This is a genomic window from Exiguobacterium sp. BG5(2022), assembly GCF_031844365.1.
GTDB lineage: Bacteria > Bacillota > Bacilli > Exiguobacteriales > Exiguobacteriaceae > Exiguobacterium > Exiguobacterium profundum.
This window is the reverse complement of sequence record NZ_JAUZVB010000002.1, coordinates 124,048-141,958: the sequence shown is the minus strand read 5'-3', so window position 1 is coordinate 141,958 and position 17,911 is coordinate 124,048. Positions and strand designations below refer to the sequence as shown.

Annotated in this window: 20 protein-coding genes; 11 read left to right on the top strand and 9 right to left on the bottom strand. The window is 47.6% G+C overall.

The annotated features are described in order from the left end of the window. Positions 1 to 373 precede the first annotated feature (373 nt). On the top strand, positions 374 to 1,477 hold the full coding sequence (locus Q9R25_RS11030; protein ID WP_074035103.1) for a glycerol dehydrogenase: 1,104 nt from the start codon (positions 374 to 376) through the stop codon (positions 1,475 to 1,477). 17 nt (positions 1,478 to 1,494) lie between these two features. Here the strand turns inward: Q9R25_RS11030 and Q9R25_RS11025 are convergent, their stop codons facing one another. Continuing rightward, positions 1,495 to 1,962 (bottom strand): hypothetical protein, encoded by a 468-nt coding sequence (locus Q9R25_RS11025; RefSeq protein ID WP_311283167.1) that lies wholly within the window; start codon positions 1,960 to 1,962, stop codon positions 1,495 to 1,497. Positions 1,963 to 2,017: 55 nt separating this feature from the next. Next, the gene (locus Q9R25_RS11020; protein WP_147538337.1) at positions 2,018 to 2,236 is read right to left on the bottom strand and encodes a hypothetical protein; all 219 of its coding nucleotides are present in this window, start codon (positions 2,234 to 2,236) and stop codon (positions 2,018 to 2,020) included. 174 nt (positions 2,237 to 2,410) lie between these two features. Here Q9R25_RS11020 and Q9R25_RS11015 point away from each other — a divergent pair, with 174 nt between their 5' ends. Both Q9R25_RS11015 and Q9R25_RS11010 read left to right on the top strand, forming a co-directional pair. Further along, on the top strand, positions 2,411 to 3,250 hold the full coding sequence (locus tag Q9R25_RS11015) for a M15 family metallopeptidase (protein ID WP_159563267.1): 840 nt from the start codon (positions 2,411 to 2,413) through the stop codon (positions 3,248 to 3,250). A 76-nt stretch (positions 3,251 to 3,326) separates the two neighbouring features. Beyond that, positions 3,327 to 3,665 (top strand): antibiotic biosynthesis monooxygenase, encoded by a 339-nt coding sequence (locus tag Q9R25_RS11010; protein ID WP_074035108.1) that lies wholly within the window; start codon positions 3,327 to 3,329, stop codon positions 3,663 to 3,665. Here Q9R25_RS11010 and Q9R25_RS11005 read toward each other — a convergent pair. Further along, positions 3,645 to 4,346 (bottom strand): CBS domain-containing protein, encoded by a 702-nt coding sequence (locus tag Q9R25_RS11005; protein WP_074035110.1) that lies wholly within the window; start codon positions 4,344 to 4,346, stop codon positions 3,645 to 3,647. The genes Q9R25_RS11010 and Q9R25_RS11005 overlap by 21 nt on opposite strands. Before the next feature lie 114 nt (positions 4,347 to 4,460). Between Q9R25_RS11005 and Q9R25_RS11000 the strand changes: the two genes are divergently transcribed. Further along, positions 4,461 to 5,192, top strand: coding sequence for an AzlC family ABC transporter permease (locus Q9R25_RS11000; protein ID WP_159563266.1), 732 nt, complete (start codon positions 4,461 to 4,463; stop codon positions 5,190 to 5,192). Beyond that, entirely contained in the window at positions 5,189 to 5,488 is a 300-nt protein-coding gene (locus Q9R25_RS10995; RefSeq protein ID WP_196431716.1) for an AzlD domain-containing protein, read from the top strand. Before Q9R25_RS11000 ends, Q9R25_RS10995 begins: the two co-directional genes overlap by 4 nt. Positions 5,489 to 5,522: 34 nt before the next feature. Here Q9R25_RS10995 and Q9R25_RS10990 read toward each other — a convergent pair whose 3' ends face one another. Beyond that, entirely contained in the window at positions 5,523 to 7,001 is a 1,479-nt protein-coding gene (locus Q9R25_RS10990; protein ID WP_214691366.1) for an HD-GYP domain-containing protein, read from the bottom strand. Positions 7,002 to 7,104: 103 nt separating this feature from the next. Next, positions 7,105 to 8,856: a mechanosensitive ion channel gene (locus Q9R25_RS10985; protein WP_311283166.1), complete on the bottom strand. Its 1,752-nt coding sequence runs from the start codon at positions 8,854 to 8,856 to the stop codon at positions 7,105 to 7,107. Between the two features lie 224 nt (positions 8,857 to 9,080). Here Q9R25_RS10985 and mgsA point away from each other — a divergent pair, with 224 nt between their 5' ends. The 4 genes from mgsA (at position 9,081) to Q9R25_RS10965 (ending at position 11,644) form a co-directional block, all read left to right on the top strand. Continuing rightward, positions 9,081 to 9,494: a methylglyoxal synthase gene (gene mgsA / locus Q9R25_RS10980; protein WP_078146039.1), complete on the top strand. Its 414-nt coding sequence runs from the start codon at positions 9,081 to 9,083 to the stop codon at positions 9,492 to 9,494. Between the two features lie 44 nt (positions 9,495 to 9,538). Further along, a complete protein-coding gene (locus Q9R25_RS10975; protein WP_078146038.1) occupies positions 9,539 to 10,399 on the top strand; it encodes a hypothetical protein in 861 nt (286 codons plus the stop codon). A gap of 111 nt (positions 10,400 to 10,510) precedes the next feature. Next, on the top strand, positions 10,511 to 11,026 hold the full coding sequence (locus Q9R25_RS10970; RefSeq protein WP_078146037.1) for a YflT domain-containing protein: 516 nt from the start codon (positions 10,511 to 10,513) through the stop codon (positions 11,024 to 11,026). Between the two features lie 12 nt (positions 11,027 to 11,038). Continuing rightward, positions 11,039 to 11,644: a YflT domain-containing protein gene (locus Q9R25_RS10965; RefSeq protein ID WP_214691368.1), complete on the top strand. Its 606-nt coding sequence runs from the start codon at positions 11,039 to 11,041 to the stop codon at positions 11,642 to 11,644. A 41-nt stretch (positions 11,645 to 11,685) separates the two neighbouring features. On the opposite strand, the gene Q9R25_RS10960 is transcribed toward Q9R25_RS10965, so the two are convergent. Genes Q9R25_RS10960 through Q9R25_RS10950 form a run of 3 tightly spaced genes read right to left on the bottom strand, consistent with a single transcriptional unit; the run spans position 11,686 to position 14,971 of the window. After that, on the bottom strand, positions 11,686 to 12,648 hold the full coding sequence (locus Q9R25_RS10960; RefSeq protein ID WP_214691369.1) for a 2-hydroxyacid dehydrogenase: 963 nt from the start codon (positions 12,646 to 12,648) through the stop codon (positions 11,686 to 11,688). Positions 12,649 to 12,696: 48 nt separating this feature from the next. Continuing rightward, on the bottom strand, positions 12,697 to 13,839 hold the full coding sequence (locus Q9R25_RS10955) for a YcjF family protein (protein WP_074035126.1): 1,143 nt from the start codon (positions 13,837 to 13,839) through the stop codon (positions 12,697 to 12,699). A gap of 13 nt (positions 13,840 to 13,852) precedes the next feature. Then, positions 13,853 to 14,971 (bottom strand): GTPase, encoded by a 1,119-nt coding sequence (locus tag Q9R25_RS10950; protein WP_311283165.1) that lies wholly within the window; start codon positions 14,969 to 14,971, stop codon positions 13,853 to 13,855. 80 nt (positions 14,972 to 15,051) lie between these two features. Here Q9R25_RS10950 and Q9R25_RS10945 point away from each other — a divergent pair, with 80 nt between their 5' ends. Beyond that, positions 15,052 to 15,441 carry a VOC family protein gene (locus Q9R25_RS10945; RefSeq protein WP_214685001.1) on the top strand — a complete coding sequence of 130 codons (390 nt, stop codon included), beginning with the start codon at positions 15,052 to 15,054 and terminating at the stop codon, positions 15,439 to 15,441. A gap of 93 nt (positions 15,442 to 15,534) precedes the next feature. After that, positions 15,535 to 16,335 (top strand): formate/nitrite transporter family protein, encoded by an 801-nt coding sequence (locus Q9R25_RS10940; RefSeq protein WP_214691372.1) that lies wholly within the window; start codon positions 15,535 to 15,537, stop codon positions 16,333 to 16,335. A gap of 50 nt (positions 16,336 to 16,385) precedes the next feature. On the opposite strand, the gene Q9R25_RS10935 is transcribed toward Q9R25_RS10940, so the two are convergent. Then, positions 16,386 to 17,858, bottom strand: a complete 1,473-nt coding sequence (locus Q9R25_RS10935; protein ID WP_214784444.1) for an alanine/glycine:cation symporter family protein — start codon at positions 17,856 to 17,858, stop codon at positions 16,386 to 16,388. Between the last annotated feature and the right edge of the window lie 53 nt (positions 17,859 to 17,911).

Here is a 17,911-nt window from a genome sequence, read left to right as displayed (position 1 = left end):
CTCAATTCCTCCTTCAAGAAAATCAACATACGACTCTAGTGTTCCCGATTCATCATCTGTTAAACCCGATGACCTGTCCGCTCACGACAAGGCGTAACTTTTTTTAACCTGGTTATTTATTCATCCTCCCTTTTTCTTACCACCTTCTATACTGAGGAAGAATTGCAATTCCAACCCATGAAGGAGACGTGTGCTATGACGAAACGAATGAACGACTGGGGATTTCTCATTGTTGTCGCCATCATCATCCTATTGCTTGTGCTTGGTCAGCTGCCGTTCTTCATGTAATCTTCACGTATATTCTTTACCAGTTGTAGTATGATTGCCTTGTAAGCACTTACACCAAACCTGATATGAAAGGATGGAGTTCACTATGTCAGAACGCATTTTCATCAGTCCGGCCAAGTATGTGCAAGGGAAACAAACGATTGATCGCATCGGAGAGTTTGTCGCTCACTTCGGTTCCAACGCTTTACTCATCGCGGATGACGTCGTATGGGAGTTGATCGGCGAACGGGTGACCCAGTCTCTGCAAGCGAGCCAGCTCAAGGCGACGAAAGCTGATTTCATCGGAGAAGCGTCGAAGCACGAAATCACTCGAATCGCTACAGACGCTAAGAAGCATGAAACAGCGTTTGTTATCGGTCTCGGCGGTGGGAAAACGCTCGATACAGCAAAAGCGGTCGCAGATGAATTGGATGCGCGTATCGTCATTGTACCGACCATCGCCTCTACGGATGCACCGACGAGCGCATTGTCGGTCATATATACAGATGAAGGCAATTTCGAAAGCTATCGTTTCTATAAAAAGAATCCGGATCTCGTCCTTGTGGATACGGAATTGATTGCACAAGCACCGCCACGCTTCTTAGCGTCAGGTATTGCCGATGCATTGGCCACATGGGTGGAAGTGCGAAGTGTCCTGGCATTCGGAGGCAAGACGATGGCTGGCGGTGTCCCGACACTTGCAGCGGAGGCGATTGCCGAACGGTGTGAAGAGGTTCTATTCACATATGGGATTCAAGCGTATGAAGCTGTGAAAGCAAAAGTCGTCACACCTGCGCTTGAAGCTGTTGTGGAAGCCAACACCTTATTGAGCGGGCTCGGCTTTGAAAGTGGTGGCTTGGCTGCAGCCCATGCCATTCACAATGGATTCACCGCACTTGAAGGAGACATCCACCATTTGACGCACGGTGAAAAAGTTGCATTTGGAACACTCGTGCAACTCGCACTCGAAGGACGCCCTCAAGAAGAGTTCGAGCAGTATGTTGCCTTTTATATGGCACTCGACTTACCGGTCACACTTGAAGATATCAAATTGAAAGATGCATCTCGAGACGATATCTTGAAGGTCGGGAAAGCGGCCACGGCAGATGGCGAAACGATTCATAGCGGTTTCGATGTTACACCTGAAGAAGTTGCTGACGCCATCATCGCTGCGGATCGCTATGCACGTCTTTATAAAGAACACCTATAAAAACAGCGAGACGAAGCTCACACGGCTTCGTCTCGCTGTTTTTTGTTCAGGAAGAATGATGAGAGAATTCCTACTCCCATACAACTGACCGTCAAAAGGAAGAACGTCAGCTGGTTCATATAGATGATATTCGTGAACTGGTTCCATCCTTCTGCGTACGACTCATTGGCTGATAAACGAATCCCTTCTCGAAGAGACGTCGCCTGTGATTGGTTAGTCATCCAAGCTATACCGGCCATGACGAAACTTCCGATCGCTAAACTGACCTTTCCAAACGGTCGCACGGATGCGACGACTCGATGTGTCAAACGAATGGTGATCCAAACAAACAATAAAAGAAACGGCCATCCAATCAAGAGAACAATCCAGTATAGATTCCCTTCACCCGGTGTTTCCGAGTAAGGGGTCGTCAGCACTTCACCGAGCTTAAAGATTCCAAACGTGATCAACGTCACGATAAACCATGCTTTTATCAATTTCTCCATCTCAACACCTCGTCCTCAGTATAGCAAAAACACTGTATGCGTCTGCATACAGTGTTTATTCTTTCGGTCGGACGACGTAATAAATCAAAATGACGAGCCACGTCCACACCCCTGTGAAAATCCCGATAATCCCGACGATGAAGAATCCGAGCGGAATCATCGATTTCGTTCGATTATAGTCCTTCCACATATTCGATAGCCCTTTAATATTAAAGTATAAAAAGGCAAAGAATAGGACGAGCAATAAGAGCGGTAACCCAATTAAAGCTTCCATTCGCTCACTCCTCTCTACGATCTCATTCGTTATCTTTATTGTATCGGATTTCATGCTCACCTTCATCGGGCCCTAGGCGTATCCTCTTCCGACCTGTGGGCGGATAAAAGATGTGCACTCTTTCAGAAAAAAGGGAAAAGGAACATCATCTAACTCTCGAGGAGGCGTTTTGCCATGAAGTCCTTGCGTATCTTGATCATTTGTTTGCTGTTGTTTCAAGTGTCGCCGGTGACAGCGGCATCCTCGTCCCCACAACCAGGTTATACGATTAAAACGACGTATTTGTACGGTCGTGCCATGCAATCTTCTCCAATTCTTAAGACGCTACGAACGAACGTCCCGGTCCGCTACACGACCTATAACCGGAGCTGGTCGAACGTCTATATCGGAAATACGAAGTACTTCACTCCCTCTGCCAACTTGAAAGCCGGCATCCCTAAAATGCCTTCTGCAGACCGTTTACGACTAGTCAACAAGGCGAATGCACTCCCGTCCACTTACCGTTCCCCACAACTTGTCACATTAACCATTCCAACTGTTTATCAAAAAGGGAGTGAACGGACCTTGATGACAGCGGAAGCAGCATACGCTTTGGCTAAACTATATTACGCCGGTCGGAAGCAAGGTCATACGTTATACGCCCTTAGCGCCTACCGATCTTACTCGACACAAAAGTCACTCTATGCCTATTACGTCAACACACGTGGGGTCGCATATGCTTCAAAATATGTGGCACGTCCCGGTCATAGTGAACATCAAACGGGTCTCGCCGTTGATATGACGAGTCAACGCATGCGTCTAGGCCTATATGAATCCTTCGACCGATCGCCTGAAGGGAAATGGATGCTTCAAAACGCCCATCTCTATGGATTTATCGTCCGCTATCCAAAAGGAAAAGAGAAAATCACGGGATACAATTACGAACCTTGGCATTTGCGTTATGTCGGTGTCACTGAAGCGACGATGATGAAGCAGAAGAACTGGGCGTTCGAAGAATGGTGGAGCAAACGTTGAGTGAGCATCCTTTTTCAGGCATTTCCCTGTTCACGTTATAATGGAGTCATCTTATTCGTATAGGGGGAAATGTGGGATGTGGATTGTGATGAACAAACTAGACGTTGAAAAAGGAAAGGCCGACGCGGTCAAAGCACGCTTCGAAACGACTAAAGGAATCGAAGCGATGGATGGCTTTGTCCGTATGCAAGTGTTGACGGATACGTCTGATGAGGCGATGGATCATGTCGTCATCATGACCACGTGGCGTGATGCAGACAGCTTTGAGAACTGGCGCGACAGCAATGCTTATAAGCACGCCCATAAGAAACGTGATGACGGGACTTCAGAAGTGAAACCAATCGTCCTCGGCAACACCGTTACCCAATATGAGGTCGCCATTGAACATCTCGCCTCAACGGAGCGCGTTCAATAAATCTTGAGGACGGATGATGCCGAGTAGCGGTTCATCCGGATTTCCGGTCTCTGTAATCAGAAGGGCGTCATATCGTGCGCCCTCTTTCATTTGCGTAAAGCAGTGCTGTGCCTCGATTACGGTCGCATCCTTTCGAATGAATCGATACCGGTGCATATGCGGATCGTGGTGGAGCACGTGCTTCACCCGAACTCCTTTGAGTGACAAGTTGGGCCCGTCGATTGTTTCGGCTAGCCAACTGGTCACTCCTTTTTTCGTCAACAGTCCGCGCCAAGACCCATTGTCATGATATACAGGGAATTGCGAATAATTTTTATCTCGAATCTCCCGGAGTACTTCCGTCAAAAAATCTTCCGACTGAAACGTCACCACCGATTTCGCAAATAATGGAATGACGAGACGTGGATGAAGGAGCTCTCGCTCTACTTCTAAAATCAATGCAACAAGCGACTCGTGTGGCTCCGCGATAATAAAATCAGGTTCACGCCGCTCATGGACGATGGCATTTCGTAGTTGACTCATCTGATGTAAATCTTCTTTATACCGGTCGATGATTGGATTTTGTTTCGCTAACCGATTCACCATGTTACTAAAACTGAAATGTTGCCCATCTCCCATCTCTCGACTCAAGTAGTCCTCGATTCGATGATAGGATGCCAAAAATTCTTCAGCACGACTCATGTGATCACCCTCCTTAACGATACATGTATACCCTCTTTTTTATCATTTGAGCAGGAAACCGTTTATTCATCCCGAATGACATAGAAATCATCTTAATTATGGAGGAGGGCTATCATGGCGACTTCGATTCATCCCACATCACCAACTTCACCGCAACCCACGTTTCGCGCAGGACTACGCGCCGGCATTCCCGTCGCCATCGGATATATCCCGATTGCGATTGCCTTCGGTCTTTTGGCACAATCTTTCAACTTGCCGAATGCTATCACATTATCGATGTCCTTTTTGATCTTTGCCGGGGCAAGTCAGTTCATTACGGTACAACTTCTGATGGCCGGTTCGATGTATTGGGAAATCATTTTGACGACGTTCATTCTAAACTCTCGCCATTTTTTAATGTCCGCCTCACTATCCCAACGGATTGAGAGTACATCTCGAAGACTATTGGCTACCATCGCGTTTGGTGTGACCGACGAAACGTTCAGCATCGCCTCTACTCGTCAAGAGGCCCGTTCCGGTATGTTCGTGCTCGGGTTGAATACAATCGCATTTCTTGCTTGGAATGTCGGGACGTGGATGGGGGTCTTCCTCGCCTTCGGTCTTCCAAGCACATTACAGGCGAGTATGGGGATTGCGCTATATGCGATGTTCATCGGGTTACTCGTTCCATCATTAACGACTCGTCCTGTCTTCGTCGTAGCAAGCTTAGCTATCATTATTCAAGCCATACTCCATTGGGTCATCACCCCGTTCTTCTCAATCTCAGATGGGATTCGAATCATCGTCGCGACCGTTGTCGCAGCCGGAATCGGTGCTTTCGTATTTAAGGAGGAAGAGGTCACATGATATCGTTGTTTCTACTCGTTCTAGGATTGGCACTTGTCACGTATATCCCTCGCCTCGTCCCGCTACTCTGGCTAAAGGAATTGGCGTTACCGGCATATATGAAACGATTTCTTTCCTTCATCCCGTATGCGGTACTGGCTAGTTTGATTTTTCCGGGCGTCCTATCCTCCACCACCACCACCTCGTCTGCCTTATTCGGAGGAGTGGTAGCCACTTTCCTGGCGCTACTACGGGTCAACCTCGTCGTTGTCGTCATTGGAGCTGTATTCGGGGTATATGCCTTTCAAACTATATGACAAAGGAGCGGCACACGAGGTGCTGCTCCTTTTCTTATGCTGATATGCCCTGACGACGAAGCTGGACGAATACGTCCACAAATTCCGCGTCCCATTGTGTTCCCCGACCGCTCTCCAATATGGAAAGCGCCTTTTCCACTGGCATCCCTGACCGATAGGGTCGATCTGATGTCATGGCATCATAAGCATCGGCAATCGCCATGATTCTTCCGAATAACGGAATGTCGACCGCATGTAAGCGGTCCGGGTATCCTTTCCCATCGATTCGTTCGTGGTGCGATCGAACTCCGGCTAAAATCGGTTGAAGCGATGCAGGTAAATGAATTTGACTCAAAATATGGATGCCAATGGTCGGATGTTCTTGAATTTTTGAAAACTCTTCGTCTGTCAGCTTCCCTTCTTTTAGTAGGACGTCATCTCGAATTCCAATTTTCCCGATGTCATGTAGAAGTGCCGACTTGTTGAGTAAATCGACTTGTGCATGCGGTAAGCCAATGGCGCGAGCAAGCTCAACGGAATACATCGCGACACGCTCCGAATGACCTGCTGTGTAGGGATCACGTGCATCGAGCGTTGCTGCGAATAAAATGAAGAGACTGTCTAACAGCTGTGCGTTTTCTTGTTCACGAGCAGTTACCGTCTCAACCATTTGATTGAATCCCCCAATCAGTTGGGCGAACTCATCTAAGTACGGATTCTCGATTTTCTGAAGTTGTCCCGACTCCATCTGTTCGATGCCGGACGTCAAAAATCCAATCGGACGTTTGATGTTGTCATAGAGTAAGAAACTGCATAACACCGCAATTCCGACGATGATGACAAGAATCACGAGCGCCCAATTCCAATACGTATCCGTTCGAGTCGAAGTCGACAATTGGACACTCGACGCCAACATGAACAACATGATGGGAAAGATACCCGTAATGAGCATACTGATCAATAATTTAGTTCGGACACTAAATGATCGATACGTTGCATGAATAGGCAGATGATAAAGTTCGAGATGCCTTTCTTTCATGTATACAAGTAATGGCTCAACCGATCGAACCGTCAAAAAATATTCAATCAAGGCATGTAGTACCGCAATCATGACGGCCCCGATTGCAGCCAAGCCGATCAAACGATAAGGTAAGTCAATCCACCCCATCTGAATAAAAACGGCGGTTAAACCAATTGACGGGATGGATAATCCAAACAAATGAGGACCTAAAATCCGTTGCACCGTTAAAATCGGGAATCGACTCGCTTGTTCGAATGCCGACGTCAATTCGTCAATCGATGGGGATTCGATCATAAAAAGCTGTCGTATCGGTCGAATGTGGCGACGGTATAAGAGTAGTTCTGAGAAAATCATAACTATCCCTGACCCCAACATGATGCCTAACAGTAGTAAAATCTCTCGAATGGACAGGTCAAGCGTTTGAAAAATAAAGACACCACCTACTCCAAAGACGGCCAAACCTGAGCCGATGATATAGTTCATCACGAGCGTCCGTTGAAAACGTTCAAACATTCCCCTCACCCCTACACTCTTTTCTTTTACTATCGACCAGATTTATGCTTGAGTTGAACACAAAAAAACGGATCTCCTTGTAGGAGACCCGTTCAAGCATCGATTATGGGCGTAACGGACCATCGTTATCATCAAGTGATCGATTGTCCTGATCCGGAGTGATGTTTTCATGGAACGGATTCGGTTCCGGTCCATCAATATGGTCAACTTTTGGATTTTGAACATCTCGCTTCAACTCGTGTTTCGATTGTTCCGCTTCATGTTTCGACTGCTCCACGCCTTGCTTCGCTTGTTGTTTTGCAGCTTCCGCTTCGCGGCTCATCTGTTCTTTCTCCTGCTCGAGACCTTCTTTTGAAACTTCCGTTTCATCAATGCGTCGCTCTGCCTTTTTCAAATAACGTGCAGCCGTCTCGCGACCACCAAGACCGAAAGCAAGACCGAAGGCAAGGGCAACAGCTCCAAGAATAAGAAGGAATGCTGTATTGACAATCATCGGTGCGATGCCGAGCTGACTAATTGCCATGAAGAAGACGAGTCCGAGAATCGCATACTTCGCTACGTAGCGAAGCGCACTCGGTTGTCCAGCTCCATCAACAAGTACACTTCCAACTAATCGCTCTGCCATGTTCGCCAACCAGAATCCGACTGCCAAGATGATGAGTGCTGCAATGACCATCGGCAAGTAAGCAAAGATGGCTGTCGCGAGGGATGCCATGAACTCAAGATTCGCGACTTGAAGCGCTTCGGATACGAAGAGCAAGATCACGATTACTTGGACAATGACACCGACCACTTGGGCAATTGACATCGAAGACGCACGTTCCCCGAAGCCCATTTTTTGAGCCAACGAGTTGACGCCAAGATTTTCAAGAAGTGATACAACGACCCCTTTCAACCATTTTGCAACGAACACCCCGACGAGGACGAGGACGATTGCAACGAGAATGTCTGGAATCATGACAAGGACATCATTGAGCATCGCAATCGCCGGTTCCGAGATCCCTCGAATATCGAGCGCCTCAAGCGCCGAAATCGTCACCGGAATCATGATGAAGATGAAGACGATTGTACCGATTGCCTTCGCAAGACTCGATCCTTTCACGTAATCAGATAGATGGAATCGCTCTGCCAAGCGATCTAGTCCTGCAGCTTCGAGGAATTTCGTCAAAATGTCGCGAACAATCTTCGCCACCACATACCCGATTGCGAAAATGAGCGCTGCTGCGACAAGTTTCGGAATGAACCCGAGGAAATTGTTCAATAAATCTTCGAATGGTCCGCTGACCCCACGAAGTCCAAGGGCGTCAAGTACAGCCGGTAATGCCAATAAGAGCACGAGATAGAAGACGATGTTCGCGACCGTGTCGACCCATTTCGTTTGGTTGACGCTTGTCGACTCTTGCCCCGTTTTTTCCATCAACTTGCTCAAATTCAAACGATGTCCCGCCATTTGAATCCCTTTTTTCAACAGGGTAGCGATGACCCAGGCAACGAGTAAAATCAAGCCGGCTTTGATGACACCGATAATCAATCCAGAGAATCCTTCATAAATCTGACTGAATGGTTCCGTAATGGCTGGAACGTTCATGAATTCAAAGATAATCAGGAATGCGAGGAGTAATACCCCAAAGAACACGACTTTTCCGATAATGCGTTCAGGGGTCCACTTTTCTCCTTTCTCCTCATTTTTTTTGATACCGGCCCGCTCATCGAGTCGTGCCTTCTTCAATGCTTTACGTGTCACGTTTTCCAATACTTTCGCCAAGATATAACCGACTACGAGAATAACAATTGCCAGCAAAAGCTCTGGTAGCCATGACATGAACGTATTGAAGTTATACGTTGTGTTGTTCATCGAATCTTCCTCCTTTTTCACATGAAATGATTGTTTTTATTTAACAGTGCTATTTCATACATACCTATATTTCAAAATCATCAAACCTGAAGTGTAAGTCAATTCGTTTACATGACTATTACGATTCATTGGAAATGGGTACGTTAGTTTAAGAGAGAAATCGTGCCAAATGAAGTCAAATATGATACGAATAACAAGAGACGTCATGTTAGGAGGAATTTAGGATGAATATCGCTTTAGTGGCTCACGACAAGAAGAAAGATGATTTAATCGTCCTCATTAAAACTTACACCCATATACTAAAGAAACATCAGTTGTTTGCGACCGGTACAACGGGTAAGCGAATCGCTGAAGCGACCGGCTTGCCTGTCCATTGCTTCCGATCCGGACCGCTTGGAGGGGACCAAGAAATCGGTGCTGCCGTCGCACGCGGGGAGATGGATATGATCATCTTTTTCAGAGACCCATTAACTGCTCAACCTCATGAACCGGATGTGAGCGCATTGATGCGTCTTTGTGACGTCTACTCCATCCCGCTTTCGACAAATATGGGTGGAAGCGAAATTTTGATTCGAAGTATCGAGCAAGGTGATTTCGAGTCACTTAAACTTTCTCATAACGACGAACCTCCGGCTTGACCATGACAAACTGAGAAAGGAGAGGAATCTCCCTGGAACCGAATATGATTCACGATCCGAACGTCCAACAGTTCTTTAACGACGTGCGCCAGCGCCTCATCGAACTACTTGGAAATGAGGCAGAAGCGGATCGCCATCTACTCGCACTTGCTGGATATATCCGGCATGCAGAGAAAAGTGGTCAGTCGCTCGAAAGTCTTTTAAACCAAGATCCTCAGGAATACGCTCGTTTCCTCATTGAACAACCCGAAACAAATGAAGAATATCGTCGACGCTATCACGTGTTGATTGATGCCTCGGATGAATTAAAACCTCATGAAAAAGCGCAAGCAAACCGGGAATTCGATTGGGCCGTCAATCAATTGGACGAAGCCAAGCTTTCGTTAAAAGAAATCGAAGTGCGCGACCTTGCCTTCCTCGCCTACACAAAAATTGAAGCACTCAAATCGTCTCGTACGATTTGGAACCGCTTCGGCTGGCTACTAGGTATGATTTTGGCATTTGCCTACGCCAACTTACTGCTCGTGATTGACGATGTCTTTAGCGGTCGACTATTCACCGCCCCCATGTCGACGTATCCAATTGATTATCTGGCCTTCCTGTTACCCGTCCTCGTGACCGGTGCTATCTTCGGCATATTGACCCGTTTTCGACATTACATCCAGACGCTCGGTCGGCGTATTGCGTTCGCCTTGCTCATCGTTGTCGTCTACATCATGTCTATCTTTCTGATTCAACCGCTCTTAATGACAATTGGTTGGTCATTCATCATTCAGTTGACCCCACTCTACGCGCTCATTTTAATGGCGATCAGTGGCTTTATGGCCATCTGGACATTAATCGAGTTCGTCTGGAAGAGTACACGTTGTTCTCTCGGAGACGATACGCTCATGCTTTATTACTAACCACGCCACTCCTCTTAGGAGATGGCGTTTTTTGTTTCGATTATGGCGAGAACGGAAATTACTCCTATTGTGACGCTTGTTTTAGATTGGAAATTCTAAAGGGGGTATTCGATGTCAGAACGAAAAATGATTGGCCTGTTCCAGACAGAACAGGAAGTCATGCACAAAGTGGAAGAGCTGAAAGCTGCAGGGGAAGCTGAAAAAAATATGCATGTTGTCGCCAAGCGGGACGGGGAAATTTCTGCGTTACGTGACCACACGGATGTAAATGCCGAGTCCGGTATCCGTGACGTCAATTGGCTTGACCGTGTCAAAGCATTCCTACACGGAAGTGACCGCATTCGTGATGAGTTACGGAATATGGGGCTAAACGATGCCGAAGCGGAACAGTATTATGATGCAATCGATGAAGGACAAATTTTACTCTACATCGATCGACACTCGTACGACCGCTATCCGAACATGTATAAAAAAGACAGTGAGCTCGATCATGATAAAGGGGAAAAAGCGGATGGGATCGCCTTTGACGCGAAACCATTTAACGATCACGACGAGAATCCACGTGGTACAAAGGATGATCCGATTGTACGCGGTCATTCTGGATTAGAAGATCATCGCCGATTATAAGGAGGAACGACTATGAATGAGAAACGATTTATCAGCATGCACGACACGCAGGATGCAGCACTTGGGAAAATCGAGGAGTTGCGAGCGAAAGGTTATGAAGACTCACACATTTATGTCGTCACAAAACATGAAGACAACGTTTCGATTTTGAGACGTGATACAGATGTTCATACGGAAGCGACCCATCAAGCGAGCTGGTTCGATAAGGTTCGGGCGTTCCTCAGCGGTCATGAAGACGTGCACGCTGGTCTACGCAACATGGGACTGAGCGAAGAGGAAGTAAAACGTCACTATGACGATGTAGAAGCCGGGAAAATCCTCGTTTATGTGGATGAAGACTTTGAACGTCGTCATCAAGACGGGGTGACAGTCGATTCGAAACCATATCAAGACGCATCATCGACTCATCTCGGTAGTCATACTGACGATGGATTGGAAATCGACTCAAAACCTTACCGTGAGGCTCAGACCGTCGACCCAAGCCATCCCGTAGACCCGGAGCAAGATAGACTGGATAAAGAAACGAAGAATCCAGATCGCGAGGAAAAACTACGTGGTCTCGATGATCGTGCTTATCGAAATGACGTAGAAGATCCGGATAATATCCGACGTTTCTAACATAGTAACAAAGAGCCTGACGCACCCGCGTCAGGCTCTTCTTACGTCAAACGATTCTTCGGTTCTTTCCCTTCGAGCACATTTGTGATGGCATCTCGATTCAATGCCATCATCGCCAGACGTGTCCGAATCGTTGCACTCCCGATATGCGGTAATGTCGTCACGTTCGGAAGCGTCAATAATGGATGACCGAGGTCGATTGGTTCTTTTGTGAATACGTCTAATCCCGCTCCCCAAATCTTCCTCGCTTTAAGTGCTTCATATAGCGCCTGTTCATCGATGATTTCTCCACGAGCCACATTGATGAAAATGGATGTTTCCTTCATCTTGGCAAACTCTTTAGCCCCGAGCATTCCCCGTGTCTCGTCCGTGAGCGGTGCGAGAACGACGACGAAATCGGATTGTGTCAATAGTTCATCGAGTTCCGCATAGGTGAAGCCATACATCGACTCCGACTCATGTCGCCGTGTCCGGTTATGGTATAGAACTTCCATGTCAAATCCTCTTGCCCGACGTGCGACCGCTTCACCGATTCGCCCCATTCCGATGATACCCAATTTCGCTTGATAAAGGTCCATCCCGACGTAGCCCATCGGCAGCCAGGACTTCCACTCCCCGGCGCGCAAGTCACGTTCCGCCTCTCCGAGACGTCGTGCCGTCATCATCATGAGACCAAACGTCAAATCTGCTGTCGTTTCCGTCAAGACATCGGGTGTGTTGGTGACGATGACGCCATTCTCTTTCGCTGCGTTCAAATCGATATTGTTATATCCGACCGCCAAATTGGAGACGACCTCTAAATGTGTGGCACGCTCAAACACTTCACGGTCAATCGTGTCGCTGAGCATGGTCCAGAGCGCATGCGCAGATGACGCTTCTTCTAAAAGAACCTCTCGCGGCACACTTTCCCCTTCATGCTTCCACATGCGCACATCGTATTGATCGCGAAGCGGTTCGACTGCCTCTTCTGGCAAGCGACGCGTAATATAGATTCGCTTTTTCATTTTTCTCCCCCTCTCTACACTTACTTGTAGTCTAACAAATGGGAGGCGTTAAGAGGGTTGATCCGCCTTCGGTTTTTGCTTCAAAAACTGTTCAAATAGCGATCCGAACTCTTGATTTAACAACTGTTCAATCGTTTTCGATGAATCCATAGCATTACGATAAGCGATTTCGTTAATTGCGAGTCCGATGGCCCACGTGATCCCTGATGCGACGGTCGCATTGATGACACCGGCCGCTGCGTTCGCTCCCGGGAAAAACTTCATGACGTTCAATAAGATCGTTTTCGATAACGTGCGACCGATTTGTGGAATGATGGTACTTCCAATGAGCGTCTTCAACAAATCATCACTCGCTTTGACACCCCAATAGCGAAATAGATGGACGCTCATCGTCACCTGAATCGGCGTCAATGCCACGGCATCAGCAAACGGGAGCGGAACCGCAGCAGCCGTTCCTGCGCTCGCGACATAGCCAGAGATAATTCGATTCGCCTTTTTACGCTTTAACTTGAGCATCGCTTCACTCTCTGCATGAATCTCCATCAAGAGCCCTTCCTGCAAGGAAGCATCTAGCTGTTCAACCGACCACGCAATCAGTCGTTCCCAATCCACATATTGACGCAACGCTTCATCGTTCAATATTTCCGAAGAAATGCTGACTTGGAAGATCGCTTCTTCCGGAAGGATTCCATTCAGTTCATTCCGTAATGCCGTCAGTTCCTCTAAATCGACCTGATCGATTTGTGTGAATAAGACAGCGACAGCGGTCGATTCACGTAGACGGCGAATCAAGGCCTTGTCGAGTGGTGTGACACGCTTTGTCGCAGCGTTGATGGTATACCAGACGAGATGAATTCGTTTGGATGCCTCTTGCCGCTTTGCGTTCTCCACAAACCCGATGACTTCCTCTTCGTAATGTTGTTGCCGCGCACTCCCAATCTCATATCCTTCGCTGTCGAACAAGGTGACTGCGATATCATCACTCGTATATTGATGAATTCCTCTTGTGACCGGTTCCCCGGCTGCTACTTTCGTCAAATCACGTCCAAACACGTAGTTCACAACAGAACTCTTTCCTGCTCCCGTTGCTCCCGCGATGAGGATGTTTGGTTTTTTGACATTGCCCCGTAGCCGCTCGAGCTCTGCCTTTAAATCATAATCTTTAAAATCAAATCGTTTCGTCGATTCCATTTACGTTTCCCCCTTATGAGTTGAGCGTGCGACCAAGCTGACCCATCTCGCGCTCAAAGCCGCGTCGAATCTCTTCTTCAATCGTTTGTCTTACAGATGCATATTGTTGCTCGATGGCCTTTTTAATGCCTCGCTCTGCCGTCCGACGCTTGAATGCCCAGTAGATGAAGTGCACTCCAGGAATCATTCCGAGAACCATCTTTCGAACTGTTTTTCCGAACGAGTAGTCAAATCCGAGCTCAACTCGTCTTGTTCTAAACAAAAGGTCTGCTTGCTCTCCGACTAGCGGGTACCGCTGCATGAGTTGGATATAATGACGCACCCCTTCTGCCATCGCCTCTTCCGTCGTCAAAGCGGCCTCTTCAAGCGTCTTTTCTAAATCTTTCTCTATTTTTCTAGCTTTCCAACTAATCATCGCTTGCGGGGTCAGCATCCGAATCGTCTCTGCAGAAGCGATACTCCGAATTCGCCAATCCTCTAACTCTTCAAGAAGATGATTCGTCAAGTTAATGGGAAGTTTTCGCTCGATGTCTTTCCATAGATTCGTCCGATTCCGATTCCATACCTCTTCGTATCCTCTTACCGGGACGTGTTTTCCTGTGAGTAACTTCTTTTCGACACTGTTGACACGGATGATGTTCTCTTCTTCAATCGGTAGTGCACGTAACAATACCCGTTCCATCGCCTCTGCCTTTTGCACACTCATCGGGTCGTCTTCGTTGAAGTTAGTCAGAATGAGGGTGACGTTGCTCCCCCGCTCATATAAAGGTTTTAAAATCGCCTCGAGCTCATATGCCTCGACACGTCCTGACTGCACCGACAACAAGTAGTAAATTGTATGAAACCACTCCGCGATATCGAGCGCGCCTTCACGCTGATGGACGATGGATAAGATCGCTTGATGCCACTCTTCAGAGCGGTCTGCTTCGAGCCCCCACGTATCAAAAAAACGAAACAAGATACCCCGCTCTAAATCGTAATACTCATATTCGTGAAGTCCTTCTGCGGTGACCGGACTTCCAGCACGCGATTCGGCGACGTCATGTCCATATATATAGTTGATAAACGCACTCTTTCCGACACCGGTCTTTCCGGCAATCAAAATATTTGAGACGAGCCCTGTCCGATCCATACGTTTCCTCCCTCATTCGTTGTATAGTTCAATTATACCGAACGGACCATTTTCAAACGTCCATCGAAAGGATGATTCTCATGCTTCACCATGTTGAGCTTTACGTTTCAAACCTACACGACAGTATACGTGCCTGGGAATGGCTCCTCTGTGAACAACTTGATTACACGCTCTATCAATCTTGGCCAGAAGGACGGAGCTATCGATACCGTGAAACATATCTCGTGTTCGTTCAAACGGAAAAGACTCACCTTGCGCCACCGTATCACCGAAAAAAGACTGGTCTCAACCACTTGGCATTTCATGCGTCTTCCCTCGCACAATTAGAAGAAGTTCGGCAACAGCTCGCATCACACGGGTTTCGTGAATTGTACGCAGACCGCTTCCCCCACGCAGGAGGCCCAAACTATACAGCACTATTTTTTGAAGACCCGGACCGCATCAAAGTTGAACTCGTGGCAACGATGTGAACGGTTTCTTGAGAACTTCTTGAAAGTTTGTGAAAACAATTGCAAACTTCACGTTGACCTCCTAGACTAAAAGGGTCTAAAGGAGGTCTTTTCATGGAAAAGCAAGTCGTCGATTATATGGAAGAAGCCGCATTTAAGAAATCATCATTGCTTCAACATTCATTTCCTCAATACATGTTGCGATCGATAATCGCTGGCTTTTTAATCGGAATTGGAGTCGTCTTCTCATTCACCGTCGGAAACATGTTCATCGATGTCCCCGGAACGATGCTGATTGCGGGCGCCAGTTTCTCAGTGGCACTCGTCTTCATCGTCTGGATGGGGGGAGAATTGTTTACGAGCAACACGATGTATCTCTACACTGGTGCAAAACGGGGACGTGTCGCTTGGTTCGACCTCGCAAAAATATGGGGACTCAGTTGGGTCGGTAACTTGATCGGTGCCGTCATGCTATCGCTTCTCGTCATCGGAGCTCACAGCATGGGTGACGTGTCGGGTGACCATTTGCTTGCTGTCGTCGCCGCGAAGAAAATCGGTGGAGACGCCCTTGCTATTTTCTTGAAAGGAATCTTATGTAACGTGCTCGTCTGTTTGGCCATCTTCATGCCACTCAAAACGAACAATGATGTCGCGAAGATTATGCTGACGATGCTTCCGGTCGTCGTATTTTTTGCCGCTGGATTCGAGCACTCGATTGCGAACATGGGCGTTTTCGCTCTCGCGCTCCACTATGTACCGTCGGACCTCGTCACCTTTAGCGGTGCCCTTTACAATCTATTCTTCGCCACACTCGGTAATATTGTCGGTGGTGCGTTGTTCGTTGCCGGAAGTTACTTGTATTTGAACAAATCGGAGACGGAACAAACCGTCAAGCCGATACGTTATCATGCATAAAAAGACAGGGACCTCGATTAGCAGGGTCCCTGTTTGTTGCATTTCACGAATTATGATTTTGAAGCGTCGGCTGCTGCTGCTTGAACAGTACCTTGTGCCACTTCGTCTTCTTCCACATCCCAGCACTCTGTATTCTCGATACCGAGTTTACGAGCCGAGAAGCGTGGGTTGAGACCTTGAGCTCGTTGCTCTTCGTAATCTTTAAGAACTTTGAAGGCAACGCCACCGAGCAATGTGATTGCCGCGATGTTGATCAATGTCATCCCTGCCATGAAGAGGTCAGCGAGGCTCCATACGAATCCAAGGCTTGCGACCGCTCCGATGAAGACGAATGCCATTGTCGCAAGACGGAATCCAAGAACTGCACCTTTGCTCTTCTTAATGAATTCGATGTTCGTTTCACCGTAGTAGTAGCTTCCTGCGATCGAGCTGAAGGCGAACAAGAAGACGCTGACAGCGATGAATGCTGGGGCAAGTGCTCCGATTTGTTCAGTCAATGCGTTTTGAAGAAGGACAATCCCTTCACCATTTCCAGCAGCGTAGCTGTCTGAGAGAAGGATGATCGCTGCAGTTGCTGTACATACGATCAACGTATCCAAGAATACACCGAGTGCTTGAAGGAAACCTTGTTTCGCAGGGTGCGATACTTCAGCAGCAGCTGCTGCGTTTGGTGCAGAACCCATACCTGCTTCGTTCGAGAAGAGTCCACGGCGTACACCCATTGAGATTGCAGCACCGATTGAACCACCGACTGCTTCGTTCAAACCAAATGCGCTTTGGAAAATCATAGCGAAGACGCCTGGAAGTTCAGCAAAGTTCACAGCGACAACGTAGAGTGCGATGGCAAGGTAGAGAACAGCCATGACTGGTACGACGATCGCCGAGAAGTTCGCGACACGTTGTACACCACCAAAGATGACAAGACCAGTAAGAACAACTAAGATTGCTCCGCCGATCGCCGCATCGATTCCAAATGCGTTATCGAATGCTGCAGCGATTGTGTTCGATTGAACAGAGTTGAAGATGAGTCCGAATGTGACAGCAATGAGAACCGCAAATACGATTCCAAGTGCACGGTTGTTCAAACCTTTTTCGATGTAGTAAGCTGGACCACCGCGGTACGCGACATCGTCTTTCACTTTGTATACTTGAGCGAGCGTGCTTTCAATCATGGCTGTCGCACCACCGAGAAGGGCGACGATCCACATCCAGAAGACCGCTCCTGGTCCACCAAGTGTGACCGCTACCGTGACCCCGGCAAGGTTACCTGTACCGATTCGAGTCGCGGCACCGATAAAGAATGATTTCATTGAAGAAATACTCTTCCCGTCTTTTGAAAGTGTAACGTCCGATTTATCTGTCACCGTACGTAACATTTCTTTTAAGTAACGGAACTGCATAAAACGTGTTCTGACCGTGAAGTAGATCCCGGCTCCAACGAGAACGGCGATCAATACGTACGACCATAAGATGTTGTTCAAAAAGTCGACGCTTCCTTGTAACATACCTTGAATCGCTTCCATGAATAAGTTCCTCCCTGTTGTGTGAATCTGAAGTTGAGAATTTTTTATGATGT

What these genes read in the sequence shown, in the direction of transcription:
- Q9R25_RS11030 (WP_074035103.1), top strand. Translation starts at nt 374, where the DNA reads ATGTCAGAACGCATTTTCATCAGTCCGGCCAAGTATGTGCAAGGGAAA.
- Q9R25_RS11025 (WP_311283167.1), bottom strand. Translation starts at nt 1,962, where the DNA reads ATGGAGAAATTGATAAAAGCATGGTTTATCGTGACGTTGATCACGTTT.
- Q9R25_RS11020 (WP_147538337.1), bottom strand. Translation starts at nt 2,236, where the DNA reads ATGGAAGCTTTAATTGGGTTACCGCTCTTATTGCTCGTCCTATTCTTT.
- Q9R25_RS11015 (WP_159563267.1), top strand. Translation starts at nt 2,411, where the DNA reads ATGAAGTCCTTGCGTATCTTGATCATTTGTTTGCTGTTGTTTCAAGTG.
- Q9R25_RS11010 (WP_074035108.1), top strand. Translation starts at nt 3,327, where the DNA reads ATGTGGATTGTGATGAACAAACTAGACGTTGAAAAAGGAAAGGCCGAC.
- Q9R25_RS11005 (WP_074035110.1), bottom strand. Translation starts at nt 4,346, where the DNA reads ATGAGTCGTGCTGAAGAATTTTTGGCATCCTATCATCGAATCGAGGAC.
- Q9R25_RS11000 (WP_159563266.1), top strand. Translation starts at nt 4,461, where the DNA reads ATGGCGACTTCGATTCATCCCACATCACCAACTTCACCGCAACCCACG.
- Q9R25_RS10995 (WP_196431716.1), top strand. Translation starts at nt 5,189, where the DNA reads ATGATATCGTTGTTTCTACTCGTTCTAGGATTGGCACTTGTCACGTAT.
- Q9R25_RS10990 (WP_214691366.1), bottom strand. Translation starts at nt 7,001, where the DNA reads ATGTTTGAACGTTTTCAACGGACGCTCGTGATGAACTATATCATCGGC.
- Q9R25_RS10985 (WP_311283166.1), bottom strand. Translation starts at nt 8,856, where the DNA reads ATGAACAACACAACGTATAACTTCAATACGTTCATGTCATGGCTACCA.
- mgsA (WP_078146039.1), top strand. Translation starts at nt 9,081, where the DNA reads ATGAATATCGCTTTAGTGGCTCACGACAAGAAGAAAGATGATTTAATC.
- Q9R25_RS10975 (WP_078146038.1), top strand. Translation starts at nt 9,539, where the DNA reads ATGATTCACGATCCGAACGTCCAACAGTTCTTTAACGACGTGCGCCAG.
- Q9R25_RS10970 (WP_078146037.1), top strand. Translation starts at nt 10,511, where the DNA reads ATGTCAGAACGAAAAATGATTGGCCTGTTCCAGACAGAACAGGAAGTC.
- Q9R25_RS10965 (WP_214691368.1), top strand. Translation starts at nt 11,039, where the DNA reads ATGAATGAGAAACGATTTATCAGCATGCACGACACGCAGGATGCAGCA.
- Q9R25_RS10960 (WP_214691369.1), bottom strand. Translation starts at nt 12,648, where the DNA reads ATGAAAAAGCGAATCTATATTACGCGTCGCTTGCCAGAAGAGGCAGTC.
- Q9R25_RS10955 (WP_074035126.1), bottom strand. Translation starts at nt 13,839, where the DNA reads ATGGAATCGACGAAACGATTTGATTTTAAAGATTATGATTTAAAGGCA.
- Q9R25_RS10950 (WP_311283165.1), bottom strand. Translation starts at nt 14,971, where the DNA reads ATGGATCGGACAGGGCTCGTCTCAAATATTTTGATTGCCGGAAAGACC.
- Q9R25_RS10945 (WP_214685001.1), top strand. Translation starts at nt 15,052, where the DNA reads ATGCTTCACCATGTTGAGCTTTACGTTTCAAACCTACACGACAGTATA.
- Q9R25_RS10940 (WP_214691372.1), top strand. Translation starts at nt 15,535, where the DNA reads ATGGAAAAGCAAGTCGTCGATTATATGGAAGAAGCCGCATTTAAGAAA.
- Q9R25_RS10935 (WP_214784444.1), bottom strand. Translation starts at nt 17,858, where the DNA reads ATGGAAGCGATTCAAGGTATGTTACAAGGAAGCGTCGACTTTTTGAAC.